The 18,034-nt window shown below is 71.8% G+C and carries 17 protein-coding genes and 1 pseudogene; 6 read left to right on the top strand and 12 right to left on the bottom strand.

Features of this window, described 5'->3' with window-relative positions:
* Positions 1-24 precede the first annotated feature (24 nt).
* Both ACZ7BZ_RS16135 and ACZ7BZ_RS16130 read right to left on the bottom strand, forming a co-directional pair.
* The gene (locus tag ACZ7BZ_RS16135) at positions 25-720 is read right to left on the bottom strand and encodes a response regulator (RefSeq protein ID WP_470358886.1); all 696 of its coding nucleotides are present in this window, start codon (positions 718-720) and stop codon (positions 25-27) included.
* The gene (locus ACZ7BZ_RS16130) at positions 717-1,838 is read right to left on the bottom strand and encodes a sensor histidine kinase (protein WP_470358885.1); all 1,122 of its coding nucleotides are present in this window, start codon (positions 1,836-1,838) and stop codon (positions 717-719) included. Before ACZ7BZ_RS16130 ends, ACZ7BZ_RS16135 begins: the two co-directional genes overlap by 4 nt.
* Before the next feature lie 200 nt (positions 1,839-2,038).
* On the opposite strand from ACZ7BZ_RS16130, the gene ACZ7BZ_RS16125 reads away from it, so the two are divergent.
* Complete coding sequence (locus ACZ7BZ_RS16125; RefSeq protein WP_470358884.1) at positions 2,039-2,614, top strand: hypothetical protein; 576 nt, start codon at positions 2,039-2,041, stop codon at positions 2,612-2,614.
* A 12-nt stretch (positions 2,615-2,626) separates the two neighbouring features.
* Here the strand turns inward: ACZ7BZ_RS16125 and ACZ7BZ_RS16120 are convergent, their stop codons facing one another.
* Together ACZ7BZ_RS16120 and ACZ7BZ_RS16115 are read right to left on the bottom strand one after the other, a co-directional pair.
* Complete coding sequence (locus ACZ7BZ_RS16120) at positions 2,627-3,592, bottom strand: DMT family transporter (protein ID WP_470358883.1); 966 nt, start codon at positions 3,590-3,592, stop codon at positions 2,627-2,629.
* A 176-nt stretch (positions 3,593-3,768) separates the two neighbouring features.
* On the bottom strand, positions 3,769-4,434 hold the full coding sequence (locus ACZ7BZ_RS16115) for a CatB-related O-acetyltransferase (protein WP_470358882.1): 666 nt from the start codon (positions 4,432-4,434) through the stop codon (positions 3,769-3,771).
* A gap of 178 nt (positions 4,435-4,612) precedes the next feature.
* Here ACZ7BZ_RS16115 and ACZ7BZ_RS16110 point away from each other — a divergent pair, with 178 nt between their 5' ends.
* The 3 genes from ACZ7BZ_RS16110 (at position 4,613) to ACZ7BZ_RS16100 (ending at position 6,829) form a co-directional block, all read left to right on the top strand.
* Positions 4,613-5,197: a TetR/AcrR family transcriptional regulator gene (locus tag ACZ7BZ_RS16110; RefSeq protein ID WP_470358881.1), complete on the top strand. Its 585-nt coding sequence runs from the start codon at positions 4,613-4,615 to the stop codon at positions 5,195-5,197.
* Between the two features lie 271 nt (positions 5,198-5,468).
* The gene (locus ACZ7BZ_RS16105) at positions 5,469-6,179 is read left to right on the top strand and encodes a peptidylprolyl isomerase (RefSeq protein ID WP_470358880.1); all 711 of its coding nucleotides are present in this window, start codon (positions 5,469-5,471) and stop codon (positions 6,177-6,179) included.
* Positions 6,180-6,310: 131 nt separating this feature from the next.
* Positions 6,311-6,829 carry a MazG-like family protein gene (locus ACZ7BZ_RS16100; protein ID WP_470358879.1) on the top strand — a complete coding sequence of 173 codons (519 nt, stop codon included), beginning with the start codon at positions 6,311-6,313 and terminating at the stop codon, positions 6,827-6,829.
* A gap of 54 nt (positions 6,830-6,883) precedes the next feature.
* Here ACZ7BZ_RS16100 and ACZ7BZ_RS16095 read toward each other — a convergent pair whose 3' ends face one another.
* Both ACZ7BZ_RS16095 and ACZ7BZ_RS16090 read right to left on the bottom strand, forming a co-directional pair.
* Positions 6,884-8,173, bottom strand: a complete 1,290-nt coding sequence (locus ACZ7BZ_RS16095) for a geranylgeranyl reductase family protein (protein ID WP_470358973.1) — start codon at positions 8,171-8,173, stop codon at positions 6,884-6,886.
* Between the two features lie 188 nt (positions 8,174-8,361).
* Positions 8,362-9,057: a demethylmenaquinone methyltransferase gene (locus ACZ7BZ_RS16090; protein WP_470358878.1), complete on the bottom strand. Its 696-nt coding sequence runs from the start codon at positions 9,055-9,057 to the stop codon at positions 8,362-8,364.
* Between the two features lie 212 nt (positions 9,058-9,269).
* Here ACZ7BZ_RS16090 and ACZ7BZ_RS16085 point away from each other — a divergent pair.
* Positions 9,270-9,518, top strand: a pseudogene (locus ACZ7BZ_RS16085) (leucine zipper domain-containing protein); the annotation flags it as partial.
* A gap of 9 nt (positions 9,519-9,527) precedes the next feature.
* Here ACZ7BZ_RS16085 and ACZ7BZ_RS16080 read toward each other — a convergent pair.
* The 5 genes from ACZ7BZ_RS16080 to ACZ7BZ_RS16060 form a co-directional block, all read right to left on the bottom strand.
* Positions 9,528-10,115 (bottom strand): hypothetical protein, encoded by a 588-nt coding sequence (locus ACZ7BZ_RS16080; RefSeq protein WP_380455263.1) that lies wholly within the window; start codon positions 10,113-10,115, stop codon positions 9,528-9,530.
* 261 nt (positions 10,116-10,376) lie between these two features.
* Positions 10,377-11,093: an imidazolonepropionase-like domain-containing protein gene (locus tag ACZ7BZ_RS16075; RefSeq protein ID WP_470358877.1), complete on the bottom strand. Its 717-nt coding sequence runs from the start codon at positions 11,091-11,093 to the stop codon at positions 10,377-10,379.
* 19 nt (positions 11,094-11,112) lie between these two features.
* Entirely contained in the window at positions 11,113-12,333 is a 1,221-nt protein-coding gene (mqnC, locus tag ACZ7BZ_RS16070; protein WP_380455152.1) for a cyclic dehypoxanthinyl futalosine synthase, read from the bottom strand.
* Positions 12,334-12,480: 147 nt separating this feature from the next.
* The gene (locus ACZ7BZ_RS16065) at positions 12,481-14,244 is read right to left on the bottom strand and encodes a serine/threonine-protein kinase (protein WP_470358876.1); all 1,764 of its coding nucleotides are present in this window, start codon (positions 14,242-14,244) and stop codon (positions 12,481-12,483) included.
* 191 nt (positions 14,245-14,435) lie between these two features.
* Positions 14,436-15,347, bottom strand: a complete 912-nt coding sequence (locus ACZ7BZ_RS16060; protein WP_470358875.1) for a menaquinone biosynthetic enzyme MqnA/MqnD family protein — start codon at positions 15,345-15,347, stop codon at positions 14,436-14,438.
* 421 nt (positions 15,348-15,768) lie between these two features.
* Between ACZ7BZ_RS16060 and ACZ7BZ_RS16055 the strand changes: the two genes are divergently transcribed.
* The gene (locus tag ACZ7BZ_RS16055) at positions 15,769-15,972 is read left to right on the top strand and encodes a cold-shock protein (RefSeq protein ID WP_030287184.1); all 204 of its coding nucleotides are present in this window, start codon (positions 15,769-15,771) and stop codon (positions 15,970-15,972) included.
* A gap of 261 nt (positions 15,973-16,233) precedes the next feature.
* Here ACZ7BZ_RS16055 and ACZ7BZ_RS16050 read toward each other — a convergent pair whose 3' ends face one another.
* Positions 16,234-17,559: a dicarboxylate/amino acid:cation symporter gene (locus ACZ7BZ_RS16050; RefSeq protein WP_470358874.1), complete on the bottom strand. Its 1,326-nt coding sequence runs from the start codon at positions 17,557-17,559 to the stop codon at positions 16,234-16,236.
* Positions 17,560-18,034: the final 475 nt, after the last annotated feature.

Raw genomic sequence — 18,034 nt, 5'->3', positions numbered from 1 at the left:
CTCTCGCCTGTGGATCAGAGCCGGTTACCGGCTCCCGACCGCCTGTTCCCACACCCACGCCGCGACGCCCACCCGGTTTCGGGCGCCGAGCTTGCGCTGGATGTTGGCGAGATGGTTCTTCACCGTTCCCGGTGAGATGAAGAGCCCAGCGCCGATCTGGGCGTTGGTCGCTCCATCGGCCACCAGCTCAGCGATCTCTTTTTCTCGCTCGGTCAGTTCCTCCATCGGGCCGGCTATCAACGGGCCCGGAGGGCCCATCCCGCTCGCGGGACCGGGCGTGGGGGCAGAGCCTGACAGCGCCATGTGCTGCAGCAGTCGGACGGTGATCTGCGGGCTGATCAACGCATCCCCGGCCATCGCCGCCCGAACGGCCTCGATCAGCAGCACCGGGCCCGAACGCTTCAGCAGGAAGCCAGCCGCACCGTTTCGCAAGGCCGTGTGCACGTATTCGTCCAGGTCGAAGGTGGTCACCACGATCACCTTGCATTGCCCGGCCAGTTGCCGTGTGACCTCCAGGCCGTCGAGTTTCGGCATCCGGATGTCCGCGAGCACCACGTCCGGCCGCAGCCTCTTCGCCTCCTCCACCGCCGCGGCACCGTTCGCCGCCTCGGCCACCACCACCATGTCCGGTTGGACGTCCAGGATCATCCGGAATGCGCTGCGGACATCTGCCTGGTCATCGGCGACCAGGATCCGAATCGGCCCCGCACTGCTGCTCATCCGCTCTTCTCCCCTGCACCCGCGCTGGTCCTCATCAAGCCTTCCGGCTGTTCCCGCTCCTCCCGGCCTGCCAACGGCAGCCTCGCCGTCACGCGCCACGCCTCCTCCTCGTACGCACCGGCCTCGAACGTGCCGCCCAGTGCCTCCACTCGCGCGGCCAGCCCCGGCAGTCCGCTGCCACCGCCTCGGCGGGGGCGGCCGGTCGGCCCCGGTGCCCGGCCGTCGTTCGTCACGGTCAGCTCCAGCCATCCGCCGACGCGGCGTGCCCGGACCTCGATCCGATGGGCGTCCTGAGCGTGCCGACGGACGTTGGTCAGTGCCTCGACCACGATCCGGTGAACAGTCCCGCCCACTTCCCGCGGTACCGGCTGGTCCGACAGCTCCAGCCGGACTTCCGCACCGCCCGAGGCCGTGAACCGCTCGGCCACCTCGGCGAGTTCCGAGAGACCCGGTTGTGGGCTGCGCCCGCTCCCCTCCTCCGTGCGCAGCAGCTGGACCGTCCGGTCCAGCGATGCCAGGGCCCGCTGGCCGGCCTCCTCTATGCGTTCGAACAGGGCGACGGCTCGGGCCGGATCGACCGAGGCCAGATAGGCGCCCGCCTGGGCCTGAGCGACCATCCCGCTCACGTCGTGTGCCACGAAGTCGTGGAGGTCGTGGGCCAGTTCGAGTCGCTGCGCGCGCCTCGCCTCGACCACCGCCTGCTTGCGCCCTTCGTCCAGGCCTCGTAGGTAGAGCCCGATCAGGACCGTCGGCAGCGAGAGCGTCGAGCCGAACCCGAAGACCGTGAACATGTCCCCCGGCCCTTCGACGAACGCGAACCGCGTCAGCCACAGGGCGACCGCTCCGCACGCCGTCCAGGCCGCCGCGGCGCACCGCGGGCCGTCCTCGGTGCGCAGGCTGATGACCACCGACAGCAGCAGGGCGGCCAGTTCGATCAGGCCCAGCAGCCCGGCCCAGCGGTCCCCCTCCAGCCAGCGGCCGAGGAACCAGACGGTGACCGTGACCGCGATCGACGCGACCCCGAGGGCCGTGGTCATGGCCGCCACCCCGTAGCGCGATCGCGCCAACCAGGCCGGCAGCACCAGGACGAGGACCACCCCAGCCAGGATCTGAGTCATCGTCACCGCCTCCTCGACTCTTCGACTGCCGTCACACTACGACGGCGCCCGAGCGGCACACCTGTGCCGATCGGCATATTTCAAAGGCCGGTTGAGCAGGAGGAACAGCCCGATTGGCATCTGCCGCGTGCCCTGGTGGACCTCCAGTCTTGAGACATCGCACCGGCCACGGAGGTCGGAGCCGAAGGGAGTCCACCACCATGTCGAAGCTCATGATCAACCCCCGCAGCACCGCCCGCCGGCCGGCCGGCACTCTCTCCGCCATCCCGCCCGCACCGCGCTGGGCCCAGCTCGCCGCCAAGGCCGCCGTCCTCACCACCGTCCCCTCGGGGCTGTGGCGGGTCGCCTTCGGATTCGGCGTTCCGGTCGGCTTCACCGGCGCGACGGCCGCAGCGTACGCCGCCCACCAGCCGGGCTGGGGCACGGTCTACTGCGTGGCGCTGAGCAGCCTGGCCGAAGCCCTGGCCTTTCTGACCCTCGGCCTGGTGCGCCCCTGGGGCCAGGTGTTTCCGCGCCGGATCCCACTGATAGGCGGCCGTCGGATTCCGCCCCTCGCCGTGATCGTCCCGGCCCTGCTGGGATCGGTGGCGCTCACGCTCCTCGGCCTGGAGGGGCTGTTCGGCCGCTGGGCCCACAACCTGGCCGAGCCGGACTCGCCGCATGGCGTCGCGGCCATCGTGATGACGCTCGCCTACCTGCCCCTGGTCACCTGGGGCCCGCTGCTGGGCGTGGTCACCGTCGACTACGCCCGCCGGACGCTGCGACGGCGCCGATGACCAGAGCGAGGGTCACACCGGAGTCGGCTCCGGGCTCGCCCCCTCCGCATCGGGCGACCTCTCGCCCCCGCCGCTGGCCGGGCGCGGCGCGGGGGCGGTGCGCCGGCCCCATTCGGTCGCGACCAGTACCAGGGCTCCGCCGACCAGGGCGAGCGAGCCCATCCGGTTCCCGGCGAGGGTGATGCCGAAGACGGCGGCCCACAGCGGTTCGGTGCCGAGCAGCAGGCTCACCCGGGACGGGGCGGTGGCCCGGACAGCCCACATTTGGACGAAGAAGGCGAACAGGGTGCAGAACAAGGAGAGGTGCAGCAGCCAGGCCCACTGGCCGGCTCCGTACGAAAGGGCGACGCTCCACGGAGTGGGCCCGACGGCCAGTGCGACGATCATGAACACGGCGGTGGCAACCGCGAGTTGGACCCAGGTGACGGCGAGCATGTCGGTGTTGCGGACGGCCCGGGTGCGGGCCATGGCGAGGACGTACGCCGAGCGGACCAGCGCAGCGCCCAGCACTAGCAGGTCACCAAGCGTCGGAGGGCGCAGTCCGCCGTCGCCGGTGAGCAGGGCGACGCCGAGGACGGCCAGCCCGGCGGCCACGAGAAAGGCGCGCGGTGGTGCGGTGCGGCCCAGGGCGCTCTCGCCGAGCGGGGTGAGCACCATGGCGAGGCTGATGATCAGTCCGGCGTTGGTGGCAGAGGTGTGGACGGCGCCGTAGGTCTCCAACAGGAAGATCCCGCTGAGGACCAGGCCCAGTACAGCGCCGCCGAGCCACTCGGCGCGGCCCAGCTTCCGCAGGGCCCGCCAGGCGACCAGGCCGAGCAGCGGCAGCACCAGCCCGAAGCGCAGGACGAGCATCGCCACGACCGTCCCCGGCTCGGCCACCCGCTGGACGGCGAGGAAGCTCGACCCCCACACCACTGCCACGAGCAGGACCGGCAGATCACGAAGAACCGATGAGGACGAGGACGGGGAGGCAGACATGAGGAAGATCCCTCCGAGCGAACGGAACCGACGGGTGCGAGGACCGTACGGCGTCGGACGGACCCAGAGGCTGGGCGTGTGGCTCAGCGGTGGACGGGGTGAGGGAAGGAGCAAAGGTGCGCCATCTTCGCGCACCGGCCCGCCGGTGATCAATGCCCCTGGCCGGTGCCGACGGATCAGGAGGCGAGCACGCCGTTCGTCTCGGCGATGGCCTCGATGTCGGCTGGGGTGCCGGACATGATGGCTCGGACGTGCTCGGTGACGAGTTCGACCGGCCAGTCCCACCAGGCCGCACGGAGCAGGCGTCCGATGTCGGCATCGTCGAAGCGGCGCCGGATCGGGCGGGCGGGGTTGCCGCCGACGATCGTGTAGGGATCGACGTCGGCGGTGACCACCGCGCCGGCCGCGATGATCGCCCCGTCGCCGATCCGGACGCCGGGCAGGACGGTGGCTCCGAATCCGAACCAGACGTCGTTGCCGACCACGGTGTCGCCACGGCTGGGCAGGCCCGTGACGATGTCGAGGGTCTGCTCGGTCCAGCTACCGCCGAACATCGTGAAGGGGAAGGTGGAGACGCCGATGGCCGGGTGGGCGGCCCCGGCCATCAGGAAGCGGGTTCCGGTGGCGATCGCGCAGTACCTGCCGATCACCAGTCGCTCGGGGCCGTAGGCGTAGAGAACGTTGCGTTCCTCGAAGCGGGTGGCTCCGTCGGGGTCGTCGAAATAGGTGAACTCGCCGACCTCGATCCTCGGATCGGTGACGAGCGGGCGCAGCAGGACCACCCGGTCGTGGCCGGCGAGCGGGTGGAGGACGGTCGGGTCCGGGATGGCGCGGGCGGTCAAGCGAGCTCCTCTCATAATGCGACGAAAGTCGCATTATGATGAGCATGGCAGAACAGCCACCCCGCAGCAAGCACTAATGCGACTGGAGTCGACTTTGAGCGAGGCCGCCCGCCCTGATCAGCAACCCCGTACACCGACCCCGCGCCCGGGCGGCCGAAGCGCCCGGGTCCGTGCGGACGTGGTCGCCGCCACGCTCGCCGAGGTCACGGAGACGGGCTACGACGGACTCACCGCCGAGGCGGTCGCAGTACGCTCCGGCGTCCACAAGGCCACCCTCTACCGGCGATGGGGAGGGGTTGACGGCCTGATCGCGGACGCCTTGACCGCCTCCGCCGACCAGCTCTGGCCCCTACCCGACACCGGAGACCTCCAGCAGGACCTCCGCCGGATCACCCAGGAGGTGTTCAGCGTCTTCAGCGACCCCGAACGGAGCCCCACGCCCATCGCGCTGATCTCCGCCGCCCAGCGCTCCGACACCGGCGCGGCCGCCCTGCGCGACTTCTTCGCGGCCCGCCACCGCCAGGCCGCCGAAGTAGCCGAACGGGCGGTCGCCCGGGGCGAGTTGCCCATCGGGACGGACGGCGCCGAGGTGGTGCGGGCCGCCACCGCCCCGCTCTACTGCCGACTGTTCGTCACCGGCGAACCCCTGGACGCCCGCACCGCGGAACGGGCCGCCGACGCCGCCGCCCTGGCCGCCCGCGCCGGGCTGTTCGCCTCGACCCCGCCGAACCCCGACACCACCCCGAACACCCCCGCCCCGTAGAGCTCGTACCCCGCCCCGTAGAGCTCGTACCCCGCCCCGAGCCTCACCCCAAGGCCCACCCGGCGCCGCCCCTAAGGTCCACCGGCGCCGCACCCCGAGGCCCGGCAACCGCCGGGTACCCGACCGCACCTGACCCTCGGCCCCGACAATCCCTCATGCACCCTCATGCACCCTCATGCACCCTCACACGCCCTCACGCACCCTCAAGCCATAGGAGCCCCGACTGCCCCAACCCCTACCGGAGACCCACCCGGCCGTGGATGATGCCTCCATGACAAACATGCCGTCCACCACCCCCCGGAAGGCCCGTCACATGAAGCGCAAGTACTGGGCCCTGGTCGCCGCCACCACCGTCCTCCCGCTCGCGGCGAGCACCGGCACGGCCGTCGCGGCCCCCTCCGCCACCACCACCGCCCAGAGCGCGGCCTGCGCCTACACACCGGCCGCCCCGGCCGACAACTTCAAGGGCATCCCGGTCTTCGACGCGCAGAAAGCCGCCAGCCCCTACCACGCGACCCTGCGGACCAACCAGGGCCCGATCACCTTCGAAGCACTGACCGACAAAGCGCCCTGCACCACCTTCTCGTTCCGATTCCTCGCCGAGCACGACTACTTCGACCGCAGCCACTGCCACCGCCTCACCACCCAGCGGATCTACGTCCTGCAGTGCGGCGATCCGACCGGGACGGGCAGCGGCGGTCCGGGCTACTCCTTCCCGGACGAGAACCTCACCGGCGCCACCTACCCAGCCGGCACCGTGGCGATGGCCAACGCCGGTCCGAACACCAACGGCAGCCAGTTCTTCATCGTCTGGAAGGACACCAAGCTCTCCCCCGCCTACACCCCGTTCGGCCGGATCACGGTCGGCCTGGACGTCCTGCAGAAGATCGCGGCCGCCGGCGAGGACGACCAGAACGGCCCCGGCGACGGCTACCCCAACGTCCCCGTGAACATCCGCCATGTGAAGATCAGCAAGCACTGACCTCCGGGGCAGGCCCACCCCGGCGGTCGACCGGCCCAAACGGCGGACGGGCCCGGCGAACCGTCCGGCCCGCCCCCGTCGCCGCTCCCGTACGGTGGCAACACCACCGACACCGCAGGGAGCAGCACCACATGGACAGCCGGATCTGGGAGAGCGTCGACCACCTGGTCGCATGGCTGGACGAGCACAGTACCCAGTCGCCGCAGGAGGAGCGCCTGCTGCGGCTCCTCAAGCTCTCCGAGGAGATCGGCGAGGTCGGCGCGGCGGTGATCGGGGCGACCGGCCAGAACCCTCGCAAGGGTGTCACCCACACCTGGGAGGACGTCCAGCACGAGCTCTGCGACGTCATCTTCAGCGCCCTCGTCGCCCTCCGCACGCTCACCCCCGACGCGGCCCGGGTGTTCACCGAGCGCCTCTCCTACGTCGAGCAGCGCTCCGCCGACTCCCGCTCGGCTGGCTCCCGCTCCGCCGACTCCCGCTCGGCTGGCTCCCGCTCCGCCGACTCCCGCTCCGCCGACTCCCGGCCAGCCACCTCTAGCGCGGCCGCCTCCGACCCCGCTGCCTCCCGCGACACCGTGGATCGGGAGGCAGCCCCGGAGGCAGCAGCGAAGACCGAACCGGAGGCACACCAAGCACCCGAGGCCCGCTAGGCGCCAAGTACTGCCCCCGCCCCTCGCTCGACGCCAGCGCCCCCACCCCCGGCGTCAGGCGTTGGGCGCGACCTTCGCCAGCCCGTTGATCAGGCGGTCCATCGCGTCACCGCCCTGCGGGTCGGTGAGGTTGGCGAGCAGCTTGAGGGTGAAGCGCATCAGCAGCGGCCGGGGCAGGCCGTGCTGGGCGGCGAGCTGCATCACCTTGGGGTTGCCGATGAGCTTCACGAAGGCGCGGCCGAGCGTGTAGTAGCCGCCGTACACGTCCTTGAGGATGCGCGGGTAGGCGTGCAGGGCGCGCTCGCGGCCGCCCTCGGTGACGCGGGCGTGGGCCTGGACGATGACGCCGGCGGCGATCTGGCCTGATTCCATCGCGTAGGCGATGCCCTCGCCGTTGAACGGGTTGACCATGCCGCCCGCGTCGCCGACGAGCAGCAGGCCTCGGGTGTAGTGCGGCTGCCGGTTGAAGGCCATCGGCAGGGCGGCGCCGCGGATCGGTTCGGTCATGTTCTCGGGGGTGTACCCCCACTCGGCCGGCATGCTGGCGCACCAGGCCTTGAGCACCTCACGCCAGTCGAGTTCGCCGAACGCGGGCGAGGAGTTGAGGATGCCGAGGCCGACGTTGGAGGTGCCGTCGCCCATGCCGAACACCCAGCCGTAGCCGGGCAGCAGCTTGCGCTGGCTGTCGCGGGTGTCCCACAGCTCCAGCCAGGACTCCAGGTAGTCGTCGTCGTGGCGCGGCGAGTTGAAGTAGGTGCGGTAGGCGACGCCCATCGGGCGGTCCTCACGGCGGTGCAGGCCCATGGCGAGGGAGAGCCGGGTGGAGTTGCCGTCGGCGGCGACCACCAGCGGGGCCCGGAAGGTGACGGGGCGCTTCTCCTCGCCGAGCTTGGCGGTCACGCCGACGATCCGGCCGGTGCGGTCGTCCAGGACCGGCCCGCTTACGTTGCAGCGCTCGTAGAGCCGGGCGCCGGCCTTCTCGGCCTGACGGGCGAGCAGTTCGTCGAAGTCGGCACGCTTGCGGACCAGGCCGTAGTCGGGGAAGGAGGCCAGCTCGGGCCAGTCCAGCTCCAGTCGGACGCCGCCGCCGATGATGCGCAGGCCCTTGTTGTGCAACCAGCCGTTCTCGGTGGAGACGTCGATGCCCATGTCCACCAGCTGCTTGGTGGCGCGCGGGGTGAGGCCGTCGCCGCAGACCTTCTCGCGCGGGAAGGCGGTCTTCTCCAGCAGCAGCACGTCCAGCCCGGCCTGCGCGAGGTAGTAGGCGGTCGTGGCGCCGGCCGGGCCCGCGCCGACCACGATGACGTCGGCGGTGCTCTCGACCGTGCTGTCCGGCTTCGTCAGATCGGCTGCGGTCTCGGACACGTGGACACACTCCTGGAGCTGCGGCGGGGGGTGGCGGCTTCTGTTTCCGGCAGTCTAGTTCCGCTCACGCCGCCGGAAGCCCCCGCGGCCCGTCCTGGAACCGCCACCCGCCGACCAGGAACCGCCCCCGCCGCACCGCACCGCTACACCGTTACGCCGCGAAGCCGCTACGCCTGCTTGTACCCGCGGTGCAGCGCGACGATTCCGCCGGTCAGGTTCCGCCAGGCGACCTTCGACCAGCCGCTCTCCTGCATCCGGGCGGCCAGCGCGGGCTGGTCCGGCCAGACCCGGATGGACTCGGCGAGGTAGACGTACGCGTCAGGGTTGCTGCTGACGGCGGTGGCGACCGGGGGCAGGGCGCGCATCAGGTACTCGGTGTAGACCGTCCGGAACGGCGTCCAGGTCGGCGTGGAGAACTCGCAGATCACCAGCTTGCCGCCGGGCTTGGTGACCCGGTGCATCTCGCGCAGCGCCTCGTCGGTCTCCTGGACGTTGCGCAGCGCGAAGGAGATCGTCACCGAGTCGAAGGTGTCGTCCGCGAACGGCAGTCGGGTGGCGTCGCCGGCCGTGAGGGGCAGCTCGGGGTGGCGGCGCTTGCCCTCGGTGAGCATGCCGACCGAGAAGTCGCACGGGACGACCTTGGCCCCGGCCTCGGCGAAGGGCAGCGAGGAGGTGCCGGTTCCGGCCCCGAGGTCGAGCACGAGGTCCCCCGGTCCGGCGGACACCGCCTCGGCCACCGCCCGGCGCCAAGCGCGGGCCTGGCCGAGGGAGAGCACGTCGTTGGTGAGGTCGTACTTGGCCGCGACGTCGTCGAACATGGCGGCGACTTCGTGCGGCTGCTTGTCCAGGGAGGCTCGGGTCACGCCCCCATTGTTCACCCTGGGACGGACACCCCGACCAACGGGGCACACCAACGGGGCACACCAGCCGGCCCCGAGGGCGCGTCTTCACGCGCCCGGGACACGCCCTCGTTGTATTGACCACGAGCGTTGCCGACGACGCTCGGGCTTGATCACGGCGAAGACCTCCGGTGTGGTGGAGGTGTCTAGGCCCCACACCACACACGGAGGTCATCGTGTCCCACCGTAACGCCCGGTTGACCGTGCACGGCAGGCGGCTCCTGGTCGAACGGGTCCAGGCCGGCCGACCGGTCGCGCAGGTCGCCGCCGAGACGGGCGTCTCCCGGGCCACGGCCCACACGTGAGTGCGGCGATGGCGGACCGAGGGCGAAGCAGGCCTGCTCGACCGCTCCAGCTGCCCGCGCACCACCCCGCACCGCACTCGGAGGCAAGCCACCGATCTGCCGCGTGAACAATCCTGCGGGTCAATACACCTAGTGCGTCCCCCGGCGGCCGCCCGCCCGCCGCCGGCGCCGCGAGCGCTTGCCCTGGGTTATCGCGGGCATCCCCTCGGCCAGCGCCCCGGTGGCCATGGCGAGGTTGGCGGCGATCCGGCCCTGCCCGGTGCGGACCGCGACGGCCCGCCGGTGGCGCCGGATGCGCAGGATGCAGATCACGAAGAGCACGACGGCGACCGGCACGCTGAACCGGGCCAGGCCGACGCCGACCGGCTGGGGGTAGGTGTCGCCGCAGATCCGCACCGCACCGGGGTCGTCGGCGGCGTGTTCCAGGCAGACCGCGTCGCCGACCTTGGCGCCGTCGGAGAGCGGCAGCGCGGCCGCGGTGTGCGGCTGGCCGCTGACCTTGTAGCTGACGGCGCTGTACGTGCCACCGCCGGTCGGCAGTTGGGTGACGACGCCCTCGACTCTCACCGGGTGGGCCGCGATCCGGTCGGCCTGGTCGGCCTGGCGCCAACCGAGCAGGCACATCCCGACGGCCAGCACGGCGCTGAGCACGGCGGCGAGGTACCAACCACGGCCCAACCGCGGGGAGCGCGGCGGGGAGACGGTCGCGGTTCGCATGGTTCCTGTCCTGGCTTGCCTCCGGGGCCTGGGGCACGGCCCCGCCGCCCGCGGGCACGGGTGGTGGTGTGGTGAGGGTACGGAGTGAGCTGTCCGGGATCGTATCCGCTGGCGGGCCCTCAGGTCACGGCGAAGGGACAATCATCGCCCTGAGTGGGCACGGCAGTTCGAGTGCACACGAAGGAAGTCCCGTATGCGGCAAGGCAATCCGCCTACTGATGAGTACGTCACATCGGGCCGGTCCCCGACCCCGGCCGGTCCTCACCGCCGCCGGTACACCAACCGTCCGCCCAGCACGGTCGCCAGGCTCCCGCCGGACGCCGGCTCCACGCCGGCCGCGCCAGGACCCGCAGCCGCAGCCGAAGCCGTAGCCACACCCACCCCCGCGCCCACCGGGAACACCGCGAAGTCCGCCCGCCCACCGGTCGCCACCCGCCCGTGCACGGCCCGCATCAACGGCAGCACAGTCAGCGGATCCAGCACAGCCAACGGTTCCAGAGCCAACGGATCCAGCACAGCCGACGGCTCCGGCACAAGCGACGGCTCCGGCAACGCCACCACCCCCGACCGCGCCACCGCCGCCCGCACCGCGGCCCGTTCGAACGGCCCGGCCACCGCCGTCACCCCGAACCCGAGCATCCGCTGCAGCCCGCGCCGCGCGCTGGCCCCGCACCGGGTCTCGTCCGTGCAGCCCACCAGCCCGTCCGCGACCGGTTCGACGCCGGTCTCCTCCCGCGGGTCCGGGTGGTAGTCCCGCTCCAACAGCCGCTGCCCCCAGGGGTTGCGCAGCCCGGGTGTGAGCACGGCGGTGCCCCAGCCCCGGACCCGCGCCGCCGGGTGAGCCGCCGCCAGTTCCGGGTACGGCCCGACGGCCTCGACCAGTTCGCCGCGCACCACCACCGCCCCGTCGGCGAAGGACGGGGCGGTGGGGTCGGCCGGGTCGGGCAGCAGGAACGCCGCCCGGTGGAGGGTCAGCACGGTGGCCGGGGCGCCGGGCTCAGTTGTCCAGGATCTTCAGCTCGGGGTGCGCGGTGCCGCCCTCGATGGCCGTGGAGGCGATGTGGGAGGCGACCCGCGCGTCGACCGGGTCGTTCGCCGGGTCGTCCAGCACCCGCAGGTGCTCGTACGTGGTGGAGCGCTGGGCCGGGACGCGGTCGGCGGCGCGGATGAGGTGGATCAGCTCGGTCAGGTTGGAGCGGTGCTTGGCACCGGCCGCCGAGACGACGTTCTCCTCCAGCATCACCGAGCCGAGGTCGTCCGCGCCGTAGTGCAGCGACAGCTGGCCGGCCTCCTTGCCGGTGGTGAGCCAGGAGCCCTGGATGTGGGCGACGTTGTCGAGGAACAGCCGGGCGATCGCGATCATCCGCAGGTACTCGAAGACGGTGGCCTGGGTCGAGCCCTTGAGGTGGTTGTTCTGCGGCTGGTAGGTGTACGGGATGAAGGCGCGGAAGCCGCCGGTGCGGTCCTGCACGTCGCGGATCATCCGCAGGTGCTCGATCCGCTCGGCGTTGGTCTCGCCGGTGCCCATCAGCATGGTGGAGGTGGACTCCACGCCGAGGCCGTGCGCGGCCTCCATGATCTCCAGCCAGCGCTCGCCGGACTCCTTGAGCGGGGCGATCGCCTTGCGCGGCCGCTCCGGCAGCAGCTCGGCGCCGGCGCCGGCGAAGGAGTCCAGGCCCGCCTTGTGGATCCGGGTGATGGCCTCCTCGATGGAGACGCCCGAGATCCGAGACATGTGCTCGACCTCGGAGGCGCCCAGCGAGTGGATCACCAGCTGCGGGAAGTCGGCCTTGATCGCCGAGAACGCGCGCTCGTAGTACTCCACGCCGTAGTCCGGGTGGTGGCCGCCCTGGAACATGATCTGGGTGCCGCCCAGCTCGACCGTCTCGGCGCAGCGGCGCAGGATCTCGTCGAGCTCGCGGGACCAGCCCTTGTCGCTCTTAGGCGGCACGTAGAAGGCGCAGAACTTGCACGCCGTCACGCACACGTTGGTGTAGTTGATGTTGCGCTCGATGATGTACGTCGCGATGTGCTCGGTACCCGCGTAGCGTCGGCGGCGCACCGCGTCGGCGGCGGAGCCGAGCGCGTGCAGCGGCGCGGAACGGTAGAGCTCCAGCGCCTCCTCCGGGGTGATCCGGCCGCCGGCGGCGGCCCGGTCGAGCACGGCCTGCAGGTCGGTGCTGGACGCATCGAGGGTGGTCGCTGCGAGCTCGGTCACCTGGCGGCCTTCTCTCTCTCAAGTGCTACTCGGGTACGGCCGAACCAGCCTACGCCAGGCGTTTCGGGCGCCCGCGTCAGCCCGCTGAACTGCACCTCGACCCGGCTCGCCCGCTTGACCGACGCCCCCACCTCAACCGCGCCCACCTCAACCGCCAGCGCCGCCGACCCGGCGCAGCGTGCCGGCCGGGTTGCCGGCGGCCGGGTCGGCGGAGGTGAAGCGGATCGTCCCGTCGGACTGCAGGGTGAGCGTCTCCGAGTTCGAGCCGCCGGTGCAGGCGCCGGGAATCGAGGAGCGCACCAGCCGGGACTGGAACACCAGCGTGCTGCCGGAGACGGACTTGAGCGTCCAGGCGCCCTCGCAGCTGATCGAGATCAACCCGGAGAGGGCGTTGCGACTGGTGGTGGCCTCCTGACCGAGCGCCGCCTGGTGGACGGTGATCGTGGTGGTGCCGCCGGGCAGCCCCTTGTCGGTGACCATGTCCCCGCTCCAGGTGCCCAGGAACGCCGCCGGCACCGCGTCGCCCCCGCCCGCCCCGGGCACCGGGGAGACTCCCGACGGCGCTCCGGCCGCAGAGCCGGACGGCGCCGCCGAAGCGGATGCGGACGCGGACGCGGACGACCCGTCCGGCACGAAGGTCCCGGGCGACGCGATGGCCGCACTCGGGTCGATCGCCGGGACCGGCCCGACGGAGGGCACCGACACCACCGGATCGGGCCGCTGGCTCATCGCGTACAGCCCGTACCCCACGCCCCCGATCAGGGCGACCGCCAGCGCCACCGCCCCCGCAGTCACGGCCCGTCGACGCCGGCGCCGGGCGGTCTCCGGGTACGCCCCCGGTACGGGCGGGTAGCCGTACGGCGGCCGCGGACCCGACCCCTGCCCGTCACCAGAGGCCCCCGAGTCCCCCGAGGCCCCCAAGTCCCCGAAGTCCCCGAGGTTCCCCGGGCCCCCCGAGTAGGCCGAGCCGTCCGAGCCGTCCGGGTACGCCGGGTCGTCCCCCGCCTCCCCCTCCAGGTCCAGCAGCTGCACCGCACTGCGCCCTACCCCCGCCGCCAGCGCCGGCGGCAACCAGTCGCCCCGCGCGAGCCGGCCACCGGCCGCGCCGTCCGGGTCCAGCCAGGCGCTCAGCTGTTGCGGGGTGGGCCGGGCGGCCGGGTCCTTGGCCAGGCAGCCGAGGACGACGGTCCGCAGCGCGTCGGGCACCCCACTGACGTCCGGTTCCTCGTGCAGCACCCGGTAGAGCAGGACGGCCGCGCTGACCCCTTCGCCGAAGGGGTGCACGCCGGTGGCGGCGAACGCCAGGACGGCGCCGAGCGAGAAGACGTCCCCGGCCGGTCCGGCCGGCTGCCCGTTCGCCTGCTCGGGCGACATGAAGCCGGGCGAGCCCACCACATACCCCGAACGGGTGAAACCGCTGGTGGCGTCGAGGGCCCGGGCGATCCCGAAGTCGATCAGCCGGGGCCCGTCCAGGGTGAGCAGCACGTTGGAGGGCTTGACGTCGCGGTGCACCAGGCCGAGCCCGTGCACATGGGCGAGGGCTCCGGCGAGCCCGACGCCGAGGGCGCGGACGGCGGCCTCCGGCAGCGGGCCGTGGTCCTGGACGGCGGCGGCGAGCGCGGGGCCGGCGACGTAGCCGGTGGCGACCCAGGGCGGCTCGCCCTCGGTGTCGGCGTCCAGGACGGGTGCGGTCCAGGCGCCGCCGACCCGTCGGGCGGCGGCCACCTCCTGGCGGAACCTGGCCCGGAACTCGGTGTCGTCGGCGAGTTCCGTCCGCACCACCTTGACGGCGACGGCGCGTCCGCCGGCCGTCCGGCCGAGGTAGACCCGGCCCATCCCGCCCGAGCCCAGCCGCCGGAGCAACCGGTAGGCGCCCACCCGGCGCGGATCGTCCGGTCCCAGTGCCCGCATGCCCCGCACGCTCCCCTCGCACGCGCCCGCGCGGCCCGGGCGGGTGCCCGGCCGCTACGCCGCTCCCGAGCCGCCTCCCGCGCAGTACCCCGCCGGACCCGCCTCGGGAGCAGACCGTACCGGGCCGGGCCGACCCTCCGCCCGGCCCCGCCCACCGCGAAAGCCCCCGCCCGGGCGGGAGAGCCCCTGCCCTACGGCCCGACCGGCAACTCCGCCGGCTCCAGCAGCCGCACCGTCACATCCGGCGCGAACCCGCTGTCGTGCGCCACCCGGCGGGCGAACTCGGCGACCCCGGCGAGCTGCCGCACGCCGAGCGAGAAGTCCAGCGCCTCGCTGAAGTACCGCTCCAGCACGTCCGCCCCGAAGGCCTCCCAGCGGGCGGCCTGTTCGGCGACCTTGGCCGCCTCCACCAGCGACAGGTCGCGGGACTCCAGGAAGGCCCGGTGGACGGCCGCGGTCAGCTCTGGGCGGCGCTCGGCGAACTCGCGGCGCACGGCCCAGACCGCGAAGACGAACGGCAGGCCGGTCCACTCCTTCCACATCTCGCCGAGGTCGTGGACGGTCAGCCCGAGGTCTTCGGCCTGTCCGAGGTAGGCGCGCAGCGCCGGGTCGCCGATCAGGACGGCGGCGTCGGCCTCGGCGAGCATCGCGCTGAGGTCGGGCGGGCAGCTGAAGTAGTCGGGGCGGACGCCTTCGCGCTCCTCCAGGAGCAGCCGGGCGAGCCGGACGGAGGTGCGGCTGGTGGAGCCGAGGGCGACCCGGCGGCCGTCGAGGTCGGCGAGCGGCACCTTGCTGACGATCAGGCAGGACATCACCGGGCCGTCGCTGCCGACGGCGATGTCGGGCAGGACGAGCAGGTCGTCGGCGTTGCGCAGGTACTCCACGCAGGTGATCGGCCCGATGTCGAGGGAGCCGCCGACGAGCTGGTCGCTCAGCTTCTCCGGGGTGTCCTTGGTGAGGTCGAGGTCGAGCAGATTGCCGGTTCTGGCGAGGCCCCAGTAGAGGGGGACGCAGTTCAGGAACTGAATATGGCCGACCCTGGGCCTGACCGGGGTGTTCTCCTGGAGTTCGAGCTCCCGCGTTTGTCCGTCCGGTGCTGCCACTGCGCCGCTCCCTTGCTGTTCGTGCGCTTCCCCGCAGCGTATGCCCGGTGTTCGTGGGGGCTCGCACCGGCCACCCGACACGCGCGCGGAGGTCTGCCGTCCGCTCCGGTGCGCGCCCCCAACACGCCTTCCTGCGCCCGTTCCCAGCCCACTCCGGGCCCCGCTCCGGGGGCTCACGACACGAGCTGTCCGGAGGGCGAGTGACCTCTGGTCGTCACAGCGACCGCATGCTAGCGTTGCCCTCAGTTGCAGTTTGATTCCCCTTGCAGTACTTGAAGCCTGCGGAGCATGTAACCGCAGGCTTTTTGTAATTTTTCAGCAATATCGAAAAACTTCGGACTCGTCCGGAGGCAGGGCGATCAGCGCAGCGGACCGGGGACCACACGGTGTGGCCCCCGACACGCATCGCAAGGAGAACGGCATGGCTCAGGGAACCGTCAAGTGGTTCAACGCTGAGAAGGGCTTCGGCTTCATCGCCCAGGAGGGCGGCGGCCCCGACGTCTTCGTCCACTACTCCGCCATCAATGCGAACGGCTTCCGTTCGCTGGAGGAGAACCAGGCGGTCACCTTCGACGTCACCCAGGGTCCGAAGGGCCCGCAGGCGGAGAACGTCACCGCCGTCTGACCATCCTCTGATGTTCTGATCGCTCGGGACCCCAACGGGTCCGCCGGCGGCTCCCGACAGCCGTCACCATGAGCACAAGAGCAGCACCCAAGGGGGCCTGCCCATCATGGGCGGGCCCCCTGCCTTTTCGGGCCGCGCCCTGGGCGCCGCGCCCTGAGCCCCTGCAGCCGCCCCCGAACAGGCACCGAACAGGCACCGGGGAACGCCGGAGGGCCCTCCCCCGTCACCCGGGGAAGGGCCCTCCCGCATGTCCGTCCGGAATCAGGCCGCTGCCGGGACCACGGCCTTCGGCGCGTCCTCCTCGTACAGGTCCCCGGAGGGATTGTTGTACGCGGCCACGTCCAGGATCCGCTCCCGCGCCGCGACCACGACCGGCACGACCACCTGGCCGGCGACGTTGGTGGCGGTGCGCATCATGTCCAGGATCGGGTCGATGGCCAGCAGCAGGCCGACGCCCTCCAGCGGCAGGCCCAGGGTGGACAGGGTCAGCGTCAGCATGATGATCGCGCCGGTGAGACCGGCGGTCGCGGCCGAGCCGACGACCGAGACGAAGGCGATCAGGATGTAGTCCTTGATGCCCAGTTCGATGTTGTAGACCTGGGCGACGAAGATCGCGGCGACGGCCGGGTAGATCGAGGCGCAGCCGTCCATCTTGGTGGTGGCGGCGAACGGCACCGAGAACGACGCGTACTCGCTCGGGACGCCGAGGCGCTCGGTGACGCGGCGGGTGACCGGCAGGGTGCCGACCGAGGAGCGCGAGACGAAGGCCAGCTGGATGGCGGGCCAGGCGCCCTTGAAGAAGTGCACCGGGTTGAGGCCCGCGGCGAAGCGCAGCACCAGCGAGTAGACGACGAACAACACCAGCGCGCAGCCGACGTAGATGTCGAGGGTCAGCGTGGCGAAGGGCTTGAGCAGGTCCCAGCCGTACTTGGCGACGGACTTGCCGATCAGGCCGAGGGTGCCGAGCGGGGAGAGCCGGATGACCCACCAGAGGGCGGTCTGGGTCAGCTCCAGCACGGACTCGCTGATCTTGAGGACCGGCTCGGCCTTGGCGCCGAGCTTGATGATCGCGGCGCCGACCACGACCGCCATGAAGACGATCTGCAGCACGTTCACCTTGACGAAGGCGTCGACGATGTTGGTCGGGAAGATCCCGGTCAGGAAGTCGATCCAGGTGCCCTTGGAGTCGAGCGCCTTGAGGCCCTCGGTCTTCAGGTTGGTGCCCTGGCCGGGGTTGGTCAGCAGACCCAGGCCCAGGCCGATGCCGACCGCGATCAGCGAGGTGATCATGAACCAGAGCAGCGTGCGGGTGGCCAGGCGGGCCGCGTTGGTGACGTTGCGCAGGTTGGCGACGCTCACCACGATCGCGGTGAACACCAGCGGCGGCACGGCCAGCTTGAGCAGCTGGACGAAGATCTTGCCGATGGTCTCCAGGGTGGTGGCGAGCCAGGAGATGTCGGCGGCGCGGGCCAGGTAGCCGAGGCCGATGCCGAACACGAGGCCGGCGACGATCTGCACCCAGAACGGCGTCTTGCGGATGCGGGTGAGCACGGACGGCGACGAGGTCGCCTCGGGCGCTGTGGACATGGGGGTGCGGCTCCGGGGGAGGGCGTTGCTGACGGTGGGAGGTGGAGCGGAGGAGGCGGCACGGCGCGGAGCCGGACGGGAGAGGGTCGCCGACCCCGTTTCAGGGGCGTGCCGCCGCGATACAGCTCATGGCTGCACAGCTCATGGCGCGACAACGGCGCGGGCTGTCCACAGCACCGGTCAGAGCACCTGGGCGGGCGACGCCGGGCAGCTGGCCCGGGCCGTGCATCCGCAGTGCTTCTGGAGTGGTCACGGCCGACACGTTAGCAGCAAAGGTTTGAGATGTTCAAAGTACTTGTTTGAGATCAGGCCACTCCGGACCCGCATCCAGGAGTGGGACGGGAGGGGGATCCGGACACGAACGAGGCTGATGTCCCATCAGATCCACCTTCCGGCCAGATTGACCGACCGGCAGTTATACGTATAACTTTGACAGCGCCCCGCCCTCCCCTGCCCTGACCGGAGAAGACCACCG

The organism is Kitasatospora sp. NPDC036934, from assembly GCF_055608425.1.
The sequence above is the reverse complement of the archived record's forward strand: the minus strand, read 5'-3'. Positions and strand labels throughout refer to the sequence as shown.